This is a genomic window from Ruegeria sp. YTSB088, from assembly GCF_059609825.1.
This window is the reverse complement of sequence record NZ_JBXWMM010000004.1, coordinates 151313-165377: the sequence shown is the minus strand read 5'-3', so window position 1 is coordinate 165377 and position 14065 is coordinate 151313. Positions and strand designations below refer to the sequence as shown.

11 protein-coding genes are annotated in these 14065 nt (G+C 56.1%); 9 read left to right on the top strand and 2 right to left on the bottom strand.

What is annotated here, in order from left to right; all coding sequences use genetic code 11:
• Positions 1–158 precede the first annotated feature (158 nt).
• The 7 genes from AC2FFA_RS08205 to AC2FFA_RS08175 all read left to right on the top strand — a co-directional run bounded on the left by AC2FFA_RS08205 (position 159) and on the right by AC2FFA_RS08175 (position 9069).
• Positions 159–2216 (top strand): adenylate/guanylate cyclase domain-containing protein, encoded by a 2058-nt coding sequence (locus AC2FFA_RS08205; RefSeq protein WP_496851069.1) that lies wholly within the window; start codon positions 159–161, stop codon positions 2214–2216.
• A gap of 265 nt (positions 2217–2481) precedes the next feature.
• On the top strand, positions 2482–4065 hold the full coding sequence (locus AC2FFA_RS08200) for an ABC transporter substrate-binding protein (protein ID WP_496851067.1): 1584 nt from the start codon (positions 2482–2484) through the stop codon (positions 4063–4065).
• 68 nt (positions 4066–4133) lie between these two features.
• Complete coding sequence (locus AC2FFA_RS08195; RefSeq protein WP_496851065.1) at positions 4134–5228, top strand: M24 family metallopeptidase; 1095 nt, start codon at positions 4134–4136, stop codon at positions 5226–5228.
• Positions 5228–6235, top strand: a complete 1008-nt coding sequence (locus AC2FFA_RS08190; RefSeq protein ID WP_496851063.1) for an ABC transporter permease subunit — start codon at positions 5228–5230, stop codon at positions 6233–6235. Before AC2FFA_RS08195 ends, AC2FFA_RS08190 begins: the two co-directional genes overlap by 1 nt.
• The gene (locus AC2FFA_RS08185) at positions 6235–7137 is read left to right on the top strand and encodes an ABC transporter permease subunit (RefSeq protein WP_496718372.1); all 903 of its coding nucleotides are present in this window, start codon (positions 6235–6237) and stop codon (positions 7135–7137) included. Before AC2FFA_RS08190 ends, AC2FFA_RS08185 begins: the two co-directional genes overlap by 1 nt.
• Before the next feature lie 4 nt (positions 7138–7141).
• Entirely contained in the window at positions 7142–8119 is a 978-nt protein-coding gene (locus tag AC2FFA_RS08180; protein WP_496851061.1) for an ABC transporter ATP-binding protein, read from the top strand.
• Positions 8116–9069, top strand: a complete 954-nt coding sequence (locus tag AC2FFA_RS08175) for an ABC transporter ATP-binding protein (RefSeq protein WP_496851059.1) — start codon at positions 8116–8118, stop codon at positions 9067–9069. The genes AC2FFA_RS08180 and AC2FFA_RS08175 overlap by 4 nt, the downstream gene beginning before the upstream one ends.
• A 453-nt stretch (positions 9070–9522) precedes the next feature.
• Here the strand turns inward: AC2FFA_RS08175 and AC2FFA_RS08170 are convergent, their stop codons facing one another.
• Together AC2FFA_RS08170 and AC2FFA_RS08165 are read right to left on the bottom strand one after the other, a co-directional pair.
• A complete protein-coding gene (locus AC2FFA_RS08170) occupies positions 9523–11307 on the bottom strand; it encodes an ABC transporter ATP-binding protein (protein WP_496851057.1) in 1785 nt (594 codons plus the stop codon).
• Between the two features lie 454 nt (positions 11308–11761).
• On the bottom strand, positions 11762–12697 hold the full coding sequence (locus AC2FFA_RS08165) for a c-type cytochrome (RefSeq protein ID WP_496851055.1): 936 nt from the start codon (positions 12695–12697) through the stop codon (positions 11762–11764).
• 96 nt (positions 12698–12793) lie between these two features.
• Here AC2FFA_RS08165 and AC2FFA_RS08160 point away from each other — a divergent pair, with 96 nt between their 5' ends.
• Together AC2FFA_RS08160 and AC2FFA_RS08155 are read left to right on the top strand one after the other, a co-directional pair.
• Positions 12794–13318, top strand: coding sequence for an RNA polymerase sigma factor (locus AC2FFA_RS08160; RefSeq protein ID WP_254683861.1), 525 nt, complete (start codon positions 12794–12796; stop codon positions 13316–13318).
• Positions 13315–14052: a hypothetical protein gene (locus AC2FFA_RS08155; protein WP_496851053.1), complete on the top strand. Its 738-nt coding sequence runs from the start codon at positions 13315–13317 to the stop codon at positions 14050–14052. Before AC2FFA_RS08160 ends, AC2FFA_RS08155 begins: the two co-directional genes overlap by 4 nt.
• Positions 14053–14065: the final 13 nt, after the last annotated feature.

The following is a 14065-nucleotide window of genomic DNA, read 5'->3' as shown; positions in this document are numbered from 1 at the left end:
CCCTCGGATGAGGTGACCAACTGCTCTGAATTCCTGTCGGGGAAGACACATTAGCTTAACAGTTGCGTGATTTTGCAGGGCTGGAGCAAAGTAAGCTTTGCTCTTCTTGCGATCTCAATCGAATACTGTGGTACAAGTCAGGCTTTTGCGGGGTTTTCATGCGGTTTAGCGTCGGCATTGCTGTATCTATGCTGGTCGCCGTATCCATCGGTGTGTCGACATTTGTTGTTCATTCGCTGTGGTGGACGACCGCGCGTGACAACAGCCGCATGCTTGCAGCTGAGATCAACAGCCAGATTGCGAATGCCGTTCGCATCGAAGTCGGGGCAACCCTCAGATCCGCCGAAGCTGCATGGTCGGCGGTGCGCACGATCTTTGTACAGAATGTCATCGCAACACGGCAGGCCGATAAGCGAGAGTTCGTTTTTTTATCTCAGTTACAGGCGCAGCCGAATATCTCCTGGATTTTCTTTGGTTGGCCGGACGGCAATTTTTTCGCGTCGCATCGGTTGGGCGACAGCGGGCTTGAGATGATAGAGATCGACAAGGATATCCGCGACCGGAAACTGCGAACCGATCGGTATATTTTTATCCCCGGGGATATCCAGTTCGAAGAAAGGAAGTTCGCTCAGACGTCCTATGATCCTCGCGATCATGCCTGGTTCAGTAATTTTATGTCTCTGGACACGATGGGATGGATCGAAGCGCGCGATCTGCCGGGCAGTGACAAGACTGTATACGCATTCGCAGGACCGATTGATGCAAGCAGGACACGGCAGGGTGTCCTTGCGGTCGCAATCGAAACCGACCGTTTGTCACGGTTTCTGGCGACGCTCGAGCCTGGCGAATTTGGAGCCGCCTTTATTCTGGATGCCGATGGCAAAGTAATAGCTGTTCCCGACGCAAAAGCGGACGAAGTTACACCTGCGCGCATGGGCGAGGGCGAGCTATACGAGGTTGCCAAGATCTCGGGGGAAAAACTGTTGGGTGACCCGGATGGCAAAACTGCGGGCAGTTCGACGAAACGCGTGGTGATCGATGGCGTTCCTTATGCGGTAGCCCTTACGCCTTTGGGTTTTTACGGGTGGCGCGTCGCAACGGTCATTCCGGAATCGGCCTTCTTGTCGGGTATCGATGAAACCTTGATAGACTTGATCTATATCCTGATCGGGGTCGTGATCGTCTCAACCGCTCTGGCGATCTGGTTGATCCGTAGAATTGTGGCCAACCCATTGGCGCGCATCGCAGAAGACCTGAGCAAAATCGAACGCTTTGATGTCGAACACATTTCACGCAGGCCTTCCAACCTGTCCGAGCTGGCCAATCTGTCAGCAGCCACTGCCAGCATGGCCGCAGGGTTGTCCGCGTTCCGAAAATATGTGCCTACCGATCTTGTGAAGATGCTGGTCGCCGAGGGTATCAAGACACAGCCGGGCGGCGATATGAAGCAGATCTCCGTGTTGTTCTGTGATGTGACCGGATTCACCGGGTTGTCGGAAAAGCTCGGCCCCAAAATCATCCAGTTGATGGAGCCTTTTTTCACGGCGGCAGCCGCAGCCGTCGCGCGCCATGATGGGACGATCGATAAATTCATGGGTGACGCGGTTATGGCGATCTGGGGGGCGCCGCGTATGGATGCCCTCCATGCCGAGAATGCCTGCCGCGCGGCACTGGATCTTGTCGCGACCGTGGAAGATGCGGGCATCGAGGACGAGGCAGGAAATTCCCTGCGTGTCAGGATCGGGCTAAACAGCGGTGAAGCTTTGGTTGGCAACATTGGGTCAGAACAGCGGTTGAATTACACCGCTATAGGTGACGTTGTGAATGTTGCCAGCCGTTTGGAAGGGGCGAACAAGGATTATGGCACACGCATTCTGATTGGTCCCGAGACGAGGCGCGAAGCGGCGGAAGCAATTGTCGTGCGAGAGCTGGACACGCTTACAGTTTTCGGACGGACCGAAGAACTGGTCGTCTATGAACTGATTGCGATGGCCGATAGTTTTGAGGGATCATTTGAGTGGATTGAGACATACGAAAAAGGTCTTGCGTATTATCGAGCAGGCCGCTTCGAGCAGGCCATAGCATTGTTTGAGGTGGCCGATGGAGAACGGGGCGGGGATCCTGCGTCCGCAGCCATGAAGGGGCGCGCAGCAAAGCTTTTGGCAAGCCCTCCTTCACAAGATTGGCGCGCGGTTACTCATACAAACAAAAAGTGAGCGCTCGGACAATGAGTGTCTGCGATCACCACCCACGGAACAGAATAGGCTAATTGCGTATAGGAGTTAAGAATGAAATTCCGGACACAGTTAGCGGCGGCAGAAACGGTCGTCAGAGACATCCGCAGAAAGACACTGTTGACATTATATTTTGTATTTTGGATACATTAAGCAGAGGGATCGCAACGACCTATGCTGTCACTGAATGCTCTGACGACAAAGAGCCATGCGATTGTCTTGAAAAGTCCTTTTCTGGGAGAAAATCATGAAACTCAAACTTCTGGCCGCAACCACTGCGATCGCTCTGACGGGTGCCGTGGCGCAGGCTAATACTCTGGTTTATTGTTCCGAAGGATCGCCTGAAGGGTTCGATCCTGCACTATACACCGCAGGCACAACCTTTGATGCCTCTTCACATCCGATCTACAATCGGTTGCTTGAATTTGAAACTGGCACGACCAATGTGGTCCCCGGTCTGGCTGAAAGTGTCGAGGCCAGCGATGACGGTCTGGAATACACTTTCAAATTGCGTCAGGGCGTCAAGTTCCATTCGAACGAAGAATTTACTCCGACCCGCGATTTCAATGCGGATGACGTAATTTATTCGTTCATGCGTCAGAAAGACGAAACCCATCCTTATCATCAAATATCGGGTGGAACCTGGGAGTATTTCCAGGGAATGGGGATGCCTGATCTGGTCGAGTCCATCGAAAAAATCGATGACTACACAGTGAAATTTACTCTGTCCAAACCAGAAGCGCCATTTGTCGCCAATATGGCGATGGACTTTGCTTCGATCGTGTCCGCGGAATATGCCGAGGCAATGATGGAGGCCGGAACGCCGGAAAAACTGAATACAGCACCCATCGGTACCGGACCATTCTCGTTTGTGGCTTATCAAAAAGACGCGGTGATCCGTTACGCGGCCAATGGCGAGTATTGGAAAGACCCGGCGCAGGTCGAAAACCTGATCTTTGCCATCACACCGGATGCATCTGTGCGTTATCAAAAGCTGAAAGCCGGCGAATGTCACGTGATGCCCTATCCGAACCCTGCTGACATTCAGGCAATGAAGGATGATCCGGACATAAGCATGTTGGAACAAGAGGGCCTGAACGTCGGATATCTGGCCTACAACACCACGATGGCGCCGTTCGACAATCCGAAGGTGCGTAAAGCGCTGAACATGGCGATCGACAAGCAGGCGATCATCGACGTGGTCTTCCAGGGCTCGGGCCAGGTGGCCAAGAACCCGATCCCGCCTACCATGTGGGGCTACAATGACGCCATCGTGGACGATCCCTATGATCCCGAAGCCGCCAAAGCGATGCTGGAGGCCGAAGGTATTTCGGACCTGTCGATGAAAATCTGGGCAATGCCTGTCCAGCGCCCCTACAACCCGAATGCCCGTCGTATGGCCGAGCTTATCCAGGCGGATTTCGCCAAGGTCGGTGTGGGTGCCGAAGTCGTTTCGTACGAATGGGGTGAATACCTGTCTCGCTCGAAAGAACTGAACCGGGACGGTGCCGTTCTGCTGGGCTGGACCGGGGACAATGGCGACCCGGATAACTTCCTGGCGGTTTTGCTGGGCTGTGACGGGGTCGAAGCATCCAACCGGGCGCAGTGGTGTCACCAGCCCTTCGAAGACCTGATCCTGAAGGCCAAGCAAAGCACGGATCAGGCCGAGCGGACCAAACTGTATGAAGAAGCGCAGGTTGTGTTCAAAGAGCAGGCTCCGTGGGCAACCATCGCGCATTCAGTTGTTTACATGCCGATGAGCAACAAGGTGCAAGGCTATAAAGTGCACCCGCTTGGCGGCCACATCTTTTATGGTGTGAGCGTCGAATAAACCACCACTCACCAACCGGAGCCGCCTGATTGGTGGCTCCGGCTTTCTTATTGAGGAGGTCGGGCTGAATGCCGGATTTGTCCGAATACCGCCAATTGGCAATGGATATGTCAGTGGACGCAGTGGCCCTGGTGCCCGGTCCGAATTTCACCCGTGCATTGGGCAAATCCTTCATGAGCCACGAGCGCCCTTTTGTCGTGGTGATTCCGGCCGTGGGTGATCCGGCGGCGATCGTGCCCAATCTGGAACTCGCCTCATGGGATCTGGTCGGATTTGAGGGTGCCGCGTTCGACTGGCGCGATCAAACCGGCTATGACGCTGCCTTTTCCGCGCTGGCAGCGCATAGTCCGATCAGATCGTTGGCTGTCGAAGGTCAGGTGATGCGGGTTTTCGTGTCAGACGCGTTTACCCGCGCAATTCCGGATCTGCGGATTGTGGACGCCGAACGCGAAATCTCAGGCCTTCGCATCATCAAAGCCGAAGAAGATATCGCCGCGCTGCAAGCGGCCATCGATATTTCGGAACGCGCGTTGGAGCGTGTGGTTGCGGGTGTTCGTGCAGGTCAGACCGAAAAACAGATCGAGCAGTCGCTGATACAGGCGCTTTTTGCGGAAGGCGCCGAGTCGCTGGCCTTTTCCCCCATCGTGGCTGCGGGGGACAACTCGGCACGACCGCACGGAAAGGCGCGCGCCGACTACCGGATCAAGGCAGGCGACGCCTTGCTGTTCGACTTTGGCGCTCGAAAACATGGTTTTGCGGCCGACATCACGCGAACTTTTTTCGTTCAGGTCGTCCCGGACGAAGGCCGGGACGTCTACGACACGGTTTTGCGCGCCAACAAAGCGGGGTTCGAAGCCTGCCGCCCCGGCGTGACAGCGCATGACATCGACGACGCCGTCACAGGCGTGCTTGAGGCCTCGCCCTTTGCCGATCGTATCCGGACCAAGACAGGTCACGGTCTGGGCCGGGATGTGCATGAGGCGCCGTATATCATGCGCGGCAACAGTCAGATAATCCTGCCGGGCATGGTCTGGACCAACGAACCCGGTCTGTATGAATTGGACAAGTTCGGCGTTCGCATAGAAGATGATGTTCTTGTCACCGGGGATGGTTGTCGGTCACTGACCCGCTTTCCCAAAGAACTTACAATCATAGGTCGCTGATGTTTGGCTATTTCCTTACCCGTCTTGGCCTGTTTGTTCCGACATTTCTGGGCGTGACGCTGATTTCGTTCATGTTCATCCGGGTGCTGCCCGGCGATCCGATCATCGTGATGGCCGGTGAACGCGGCATGACGGAAGAACGTTATCAGGAAATGGTCGAAAAGCTGGGTTTCGACAAGCCGGTGTTGCAGCAGTATTGGGAATACCTCACCGGAGTCCTTCAAGGTGATCTGGGCGAAAGCTTTGTCACCAGGAAACCCGTATGGGATGAGTTCTTTTCGCTGTTCCCCGCAACGCTGGAGTTGTCCCTGTGCGCCATGATCTTCGCCGTTGCGCTGGGTCTGCCGGCAGGTGTGATCGCGGCGGTGAACCGAGGGAAGTTCTTTGACCGGGCGCTGATGTCCTCGGCGCTGGTCGGATACTCGATGCCCATCTTCTGGTGGGCGCTGCTGTTGATCATTGTATTCTCGGGCAATCTGGGCTGGACGCCGGTCTCGGGTCGGATCGACCTGTTGTATTACTTTCCCAGCGTCACCGGCTTTATGCTGATCGACAGCCTGTTGTCGGGTCAGGAAGGGGCATTCGGATCAGCCGTGCGCCACCTGATTTTGCCGACGATTGTGCTGGGGACTATTCCGCTGGCGGTTATCGCACGCCAGACCAGGTCGGCGATGTTGGAAGTTCTGGGCGAAGACTACATCCGCACCGCGCGCGCCAAGGGTTTGTCGCCAACGCGGATCAACGGGTTGCACGCGCTGCGTAACGCGCTGATTCCGGTTGTCACGGTGATCGGCCTGTCGGTGGGCACGTTGCTGGCAGGAGCCATCCTGACCGAAACCATCTTCAGCTGGCCGGGCATAGGAAAGTGGATGGTCGACAGCATTTTCCGCCGAGACTACCCGGTTGTTCAGGGCGGATTGCTGATGATCGCGGTGATCGTGATGCTGGTGAACCTGCTGGTCGATGTCCTTTATGGCATCATCAACCCCAAAATTCGGAGGCGGTGATGGCCGAACTATCCTCAACTCCGCCCAGAACGGAAGACCGCCCCAGCGCCCTGCGCGAGTTTTGGTATTATTTCAGCGAAAACCGCGGTGCTGTCATTGGGCTGTGGGTTTTTGCCGCTTTTGTATTCTGCGCCGCTTTTGCGCCCCTTCTGGCCCCATATGACCCAACCGAACAGTTCCGCGACCACATCCTGCAGCCGCCTGCATGGCAGCAGGGCGGAAGCTGGGCTTTCCCGTTGGGTACGGATCCGCTGGGTCGCGATATGCTGTCGCGCCTGATCATGGGCTCACGCTATTCCTTCTTTGTCGGGATCGTTGTCGTCTGTGTGGCCGTGTCAGGCGGCGTGATGGTGGGCCTGCTGTCGGGCTTTGCCCCCAAATGGGTCGATACGCTGATCATGCGGGTGATGGATATCGTTCTGGCCTTTCCGTCGCTGCTGTTGGCACTGGTGCTGGTGGCCATCCTTGGCCCGTCGCTGACCAACGCGATGATTGCCATCGCCATTGTTTTCCAACCCCACTACGTGCGCCTGACCCGCGCGTCGGTTCTGGCGGAACGTCAGAAGGATTATGTCACTTCGGCGCGTGTGGCCGGTGCGGGCAGGTCACGGCTGATGTTCATCACTGTGCTGCCCAATTGTCTGGCACCCATCATCGTACAGGCGGCGCTGTCCTTCTCGACAGCGATTCTGGACGCAGCCGCCTTGGGCTTTTTGGGCATGGGTGCACAGCCGCCCACGCCGGAATGGGGCACCATGCTGGCCGAAGCGCGCGAATTCATTCTACGCGCCTGGTGGGTGGTTACCTTCCCCGGTCTGGCAATCCTTGTCACCGTACTTGCCATCAACCTGATGGGCGACGGCCTGCGCGATGCGCTGGACCCGAAACTGAAACGGAGCTGATCGCATGAGCCTTTTGCAGATCCGCAACCTGACTGTTGAATTCGCCACAGCCTCGGGCAAGTTCCGCGCCGTGGATGGTGTAGATCTGTCGGTGGACAAGGGTGAGTTGCTGGCCATCGTGGGTGAAAGCGGCTCGGGTAAATCGGTGTCGATGTTGGCACTGATGGGGTTGTTGCCCTGGACCGCGACGATCACCGCTGACGAGATGCGCTTTGAAGGGCTCGATCTGGCCGGTCTTTCGGCCCGTGAGCGCCGCAAGATCATCGGCAAGGACATGGCGATGATCTTTCAGGAGCCGATGTCATCGCTGAACCCCTGTTTCACGGTGGGATTCCAGATCAAAGAGGCTTTGCGCATCCATCTGGGTTTGAACCGCAAGGACCGCCACCAGCGCGCGATTGAGCTGTTCGAACAGGTCGGCATTCCCGCGCCTGAAAGTCGCCTGAACACCTTTCCACATCAGATGTCGGGCGGCATGAACCAGCGCGTCATGATCGCGATGGCAATTGCCTGCAAGCCCAAGCTTCTGATTGCAGATGAACCGACCACGGCGCTGGACGTAACCATTCAGGCGCAGATTCTCGACCTGCTGGTTCGTTTGCGTGACGACAACGACATGGGCCTTGTACTGATCACCCATGACATGGGGGTGGTGGCCGAAACCGCCGAACGGGTTCAGGTGCAATATGCTGGACAAAAAGTCGAAGAGCAGCCCGTGCGTGATTTGTTCCGCACGCCGCGTCATCCCTACACATCGGCCCTACTGAGCGCTTTGCCCGAGCGCGCGACCTCAAAGGTCCTTCCGACGATTCCCGGCGTTGTGCCTGGGCAGTTCGATCGCCCCAAAGGGTGCCTGTTCAGCCCGCGATGCCGGTTTGCCGATACAACTTGCGCGGAAAAGCCACCGACCCCTCATGCCGAGGCCTTTGGCAAAGCACGCTGCCACCACGTTGAAAGAATTGCTGCCGGAGAATTGGCATGACCGACCCAATCGTTCAGGCAGAAGATCTGACCCGATTTTACACGGTGAAGGGCGGGTTGCTGTCCAAGTCAGCGACGGTAAAGGCCCTTTCGGGGGTGGATTTCGAACTGAAACCGGGAAAGACACTGGCCATCGTCGGAGAGTCCGGCTGCGGCAAGTCAACGTTGGCGCGATTGGTAACGATGATTGAAGAACCGACGTCGGGCAGGCTGACGATTGACGGTGTCGACATTACCCCGTCGCAATGGAGCAAGATGCGAGAGACGGTGCAAATCGTGTTCCAGGATCCTTATGGATCACTGAATCCACGTCAACGCATCGGTCAGATCTTGCAGGAGCCGCTGATCATCAATCGTCCGGACATGTCCGCCGCAGACCGCGAGACACAAGCGCGCGACATGATCCAGATGGTCGGCTTGCGCCCCGAGCATTATGACCGCTATCCGCATATGTTTTCTGGCGGGCAGCGTCAGCGGATCGCCATTGCACGTGCGCTTATGCTGAATCCCAGGGTCCTGGTCCTGGATGAGCCGGTTTCAGCACTGGACGTCTCAATCCAGTCGCAGATCCTGAACCTGCTTGTGGATTTACAGGAACGGCTTGACCTCGCCTATCTGTTCATTTCGCATGATCTTTCGGTGGTCCGGCATTTTGCCGACGAAGTGATCGTCATGTATCTGGGGCGCGCTGTTGAAAAAGCGCCCAAAGAGCAACTGTTCGCCGCGCCGCGTCACCCCTATTCAAAGGCGTTGTTGTCCACGACTCCCCGGGCCGATCCTACGGCCCGAAAAGAACGGATCAAGCTTGAGGGCGAACTGCCTTCGCCGATGAATATTCCAAATGGTTGCGCCTTCGCGCAAAGATGTTGGTTGGCAACTGATCAGTGCAGGGCAACATTGCCCGAACTGGACGGAGAAACGCATCAGGTTGCGTGTCTGTACCCGCTATAGTGCAACAGGTTTGCTTTGTTCGTGCTGTGACGGTGGTCAATGCGGCAGTGTCTATCTGCGCCACGGTTTTTAACCTCTCCGAAGCGCCGATATGAGCGGCGCGCGCGTGCGACGTACTTCTTAAGGTTTGATGTAAAGGCGCTGGCTCTGAATGCGACTGATCGATCATGTCCCCAAGTTCAATTCGGTGCCGCCGAAGATCACCACCTCTGATCCTGTGTGCATATGGGCCGTTCGTCACATAAGGGGAGCAGCGCGAGTCTCCCGCATCGCAGAGGCGTTTTTGGCCCACCGGTTACGTTGGAAGAACTCATATGTCGAAATACATAATGTACATTTCCTTGCGTCGCGCGGACCAAAAAATTGGCCCCGGAGTTCTGGAGGTACATGTGCCCGTTTTCCCGGACAGGTCATGCCCGGGAAAAAAATCGAATACCGGACCAAAGACCGGGGTTACTCGGCCACTTCCGCCTTGGGTTCGTGTTTTTTGAATTGCTGATCGAAAAGGTTGCGGAAACTTCCGTTCTTTTTCATCAACTCTTCCAGACTGCCCTGTTCCACGATAGAGCCATCCTGAACCACGAAAATTTTGTCCGCTTCCAGAACAGTCGACAGACGGTGTGCAATGACAACGACGGTGACATCCTTCGTCAGGGTGTCCAGCGCCTTTTTGACCAGAGATTCCGACTCGGCATCCAATGCGCTTGTGGCCTCATCCAGAAGCAGAATTTCTGATTTTCTCAGAATAGCGCGCGCAATTGCAATTCGCTGTTTCTGACCACCTGACAGGAAGGTTCCGTTTTCACCGACTTGCGTTTCGTAACCCTGTGGTAGTTCCATGATAAACTCATGCGCATGTGCGGCCTTGGCTGCGGCAACAACGTCTTCATCCGAAGCGTCGGGGGCCGAGCAGCGCAGGTTGTCCATGATCGACGTCGAAAACAGGAACGTATCCTGCCCGACATAAGAGATTTTTTTTCGCAGGGACGCAAAGCTTACCTCGCGCAGATCCTGACCATCGATCTCGACGCTGCCCTCATCTGGATCGTAGAACCGCATGATCAGTCCAAACAACGTAGACTTGCCACCGCCGGACTGACCGACGAGCGCCGTGGTTTTACCGGCCTCGAACGTGACATTCATATCTTCGATCACAGATACGGCACCCTGGTAGCCGAAAGTTACATTGCGCAACGTGATCTGGCCGGGGCCTTCGATCAGGTCATGGGCTTCTGGGCTTTCCACCATTGTGTCGTCCTGATCCAGCAGGCCGAACAACATGCCGACACCAACCATGTTGGTTTCGATCTGAACACGCATTTTCGACAGCCGCTTGGCCGGTTCATAGGCCATCAGCAACGCCGTGATAAAGGACATCAACTGGCCTGCGCTGGGCTGTTCGGTGCCTGCGATGCCCATCGTGCTGACCACAAGTACACCTGCCACGGCGAGGCCAGCCAGAAACTCCATAAGAGGGCTGGCAATGGACTGCAACTTGGCGATGTCGTTCGAGCGTTGTTCAACTTTCCGGATGGCGGTATCCATGCGGTTGATCATTCGGTCTTCGAGTGAGAACACTTTGATGACCTTGATCCCTGCCGAGGTCTCCTGCAACACCCGAATGATTTCCGCCAGCGACTTGAATTCGGCCTGCATGATCGTGCGCACGCTCTTCAACAGATAGCGAACGCCCAACAAGGCAATCGGACCCACGACAAAGAACAAGACGGACAAAACAGGTTGCTGATACACCATGACCGCAACCAGCCCGACCAGAGTCAGGGAGTCGCGCACAAACCCGGTGACCAGCACATCGATCAGGTTTCTGGCCGCCTGCGCGCCATGGGTGGTGCGCATCAGAAGGTCCGATGATTCATTGTTCGAAAAGAACGAGACGCCATGTCTGAGCAGTTTTCGGTAAACCTTGTCCTGTTGCTCTGCCACGATCCGATTGCCTGCGCGAGCAAGGTAGATTGCCTGAATATAGGATGCGATCGCTTTGACCAGAAACAGGAGCACGACCCCCAGCGCAATGACATGCGCCCAGCCCTGCAAATCGGGGCTGGTCATGGCATCGACAATGTACTCCATCATGTATGCGGAACCGGCCGTTGTGACGGCCACGGCAATCATAGCCAGAATCGCAACACCATACAGCCTGCCTTGCGCGTAAAAGCTTTCACCTACAAGACGGCCCATATGGCCAGATCGCCACTTGTTCCAGGCGCGCTTTATCATTGCGTTCTCCAAATCGTGAAACTGTGCGCACGCTCAGATAACCTATATTTTGTCGGGCCTAAAGGACAGATTCCACGCTGCGGCAGAGCGGCCCATTCCGACTATCTGAGATGTACCCTCGCTAGATAGTAGCTGGTTGAAGATCGGACAAGAGCGGGAGGCAGCGATGGACATCGCGATTTGCCCCGTTGTATAGGTGCGGACAAGATTGGTGCATGCTTGGATTTGCAAAAAAAACCGCAAAATGTGATTTGCCCCGCAGCTAAGGATTCGCAACGTTCGGCAAGAATCCGCTAACAGAGAGCTCTGTTTTCTGGATATCGGACTACTTTGAATCCTTACTGGTCCAGAAAACAGACAGGAGACGGGCGCAGGCCAGGTATCTGACCTTTACTGGGTCCAGTTGTTTGACGTCGATATTTGGCGCAAAGACCATATCTCTTACGGGTCGCTGTCACCCCTCTCCCTGCAAATATGCCAGAAGGTCGACAATATCCTCGTTCTTTTTCAGGCCGCGAAACTGCATTCGATTGCCCTGAAGATAGCCTTTGGGATCCGCCAGGAACGCGCTCAGGGTCCTATGCGTCCAGACGATGTCGGAACCTTTCAGTGCTGTCGAGTATTTGAATCCCTCTGCCTGACCAGCCTTTGCGCCGAGGATACCGTGCAAGGACGGACCGACGCCATGGCGGCCTTCTTCCAGTTTGTGGCAGGCGCTGCACTTGCGAAAGACCTTTTTGCCGGCTGTTGGGTCACCTTGGACAGTTGCGGCAGCAACAACAGCCGTTGCATCCGATGCCGCTGCGGCCTGTTCCTCATCGCTGTGAAAGATCAGCCGGGCCGTGATTGGTACCGTTCGGGTGATACCGGGTAAGTCTGCCAGCTCCATAAGCGTGTCCACGCCCGTGTTGAGACCGGCGTCTTCCGTACTGAGAAACACCATGTCGTTTGTCGAAACAAGTACCGAAGTTTCAGACAAGCGCGCGACGAACATTTCTGCGTCAAACTCAACATCCGTGCCGGCCAGCGAAAGCACGGATGCAGCATCTACCGTCGTAGTTTCACCGACGGCCAGGTCTGAAACCTTTGCCATATCGAATTCGGCAGTCAGGGATGCAGTGGGTGCCTGGCGAAAGACAAATTCGATCATTCGTTCATTGCGAATATCGATATTGGTTTCGACCGAGGACAGGTCGATTTCGATTTCAGCCATGCCATCCCGGACGTGCCCGTTGAGGTTGGTGAAACTGTTGACCTCGCCCACCGAGTCTTTCTTGATCGACCCATAGGCCAGATGCGAGCGTTCGGAATCCAGTAGCCATCCTTCCGCCCAAATGGGTGTTGCAACAATTGCCGACGCAAACGTGACAGCCTTCAACAGAAGTTTCATTTCTTTCCTCCGCAGTTTATGTCAATTCTGGCCCTGCGGGCCGGGTCCGTTACTGACAAACACACACAGGTCGCATTTTATTCGATGAGTGCCGAGATGACTTCCGAACAGGCCGTCAGAGAAGCGGTGCAGGCGCATTCAAAACGCGTCTGGCGGTTTGCTCTGGCTTTGTCGGGGGCATCGGATGTGGCGGACGATCTGGTGCAGGCCACATGCCTGCGTGCGCTTGAGCGACATCATCAAGTGACGTCGCATGATCGTCTGGACAGTTGGCTGATGACGATCTGCCGGTCAATCTGGTTGAACGAAGTGCGGTCTCGATCTGTCCGGCGGGCACAGGCGCTGTCGGTGACGCCGGAAGCGGAACTGGTCGCAATCGGGCCGGATTCAGAAACGAATATTTTTGCGGCTGAAGTGTTTACTCAAGTGATGCAGCTGCCAGAAGCGCAGCGGGAAACGGTCATGCTTGTGTTCGTCGAAGGGTACAGCTACCGCGAAGCCGCTGCTCTGCTGGACGTTCCCATCGGCACAATCATGAGCCGGCTGTCGAATGCCCGGCAGAAACTGAAAACCGTGATGCAGTTTGATGCGGCAGTCGCCGCGCGACGGAGTGGCAAATGACGTTTTCCGACGAGACGCTGTTGGCGTATCTGGAAGGCACACTGGATGAAGCTCAGAGCTGCGCCATCGAGGCTGCAGTTGAGGATGACGTTGAGCTTGAACGCCGCTTGATGGCGCTGGATCCGTTCGCGCCTGTCGTTCAGGACGTTTTTGAGAAACTGCCCACCGAGGCGCCGAAGGTCGATTTTCCGGAACCCGTGGCGCGTCACGCCAATGGCGGATTTTTGCGCCTTCTGGCCGTGGCCGCGAGTGCCGGGGTCGCAGCCGTCGCCCTGACGTTCTGGGCAACGCGCCCGGCAGAACTGGGCTGGGCGCAGCAAGCGGCGATCTATCAGTCGCTTTATGTGCCCGAGACGATTGTCTCGCTGGACAGTTCCGAGGCATCGCTGGACAAACAGTTCGCGATGGCCGAGGCAGCACTTGGCAGGTCTCTGAACCGTGAAGCGCTGGAATCCCTGCCGGGGTTGGCGCTGAAGCGTGCACAGGTTCTGTCGTTCAAGGGAAAGCCCTTGGTTCAGGTCGTTTTCGCCGATGAGCAGGGTCAACCTTTTGCCTTCTGTGTTATCCGTCAGGGGCCAAACGCCCCGAAGGCAGAGGTCAAGCAGGCCGTTCGGAGTGGTTTGGCAACAGCGACTTGGGCACAGGATGGCTATGGTTACATGCTGTTGGGTAGCTCTCCGCAGACCGATTTAAGTGGCGAACTGGATGTTCTGACCCGAACCTTTGCGGGCTGACGGAATACCCCTT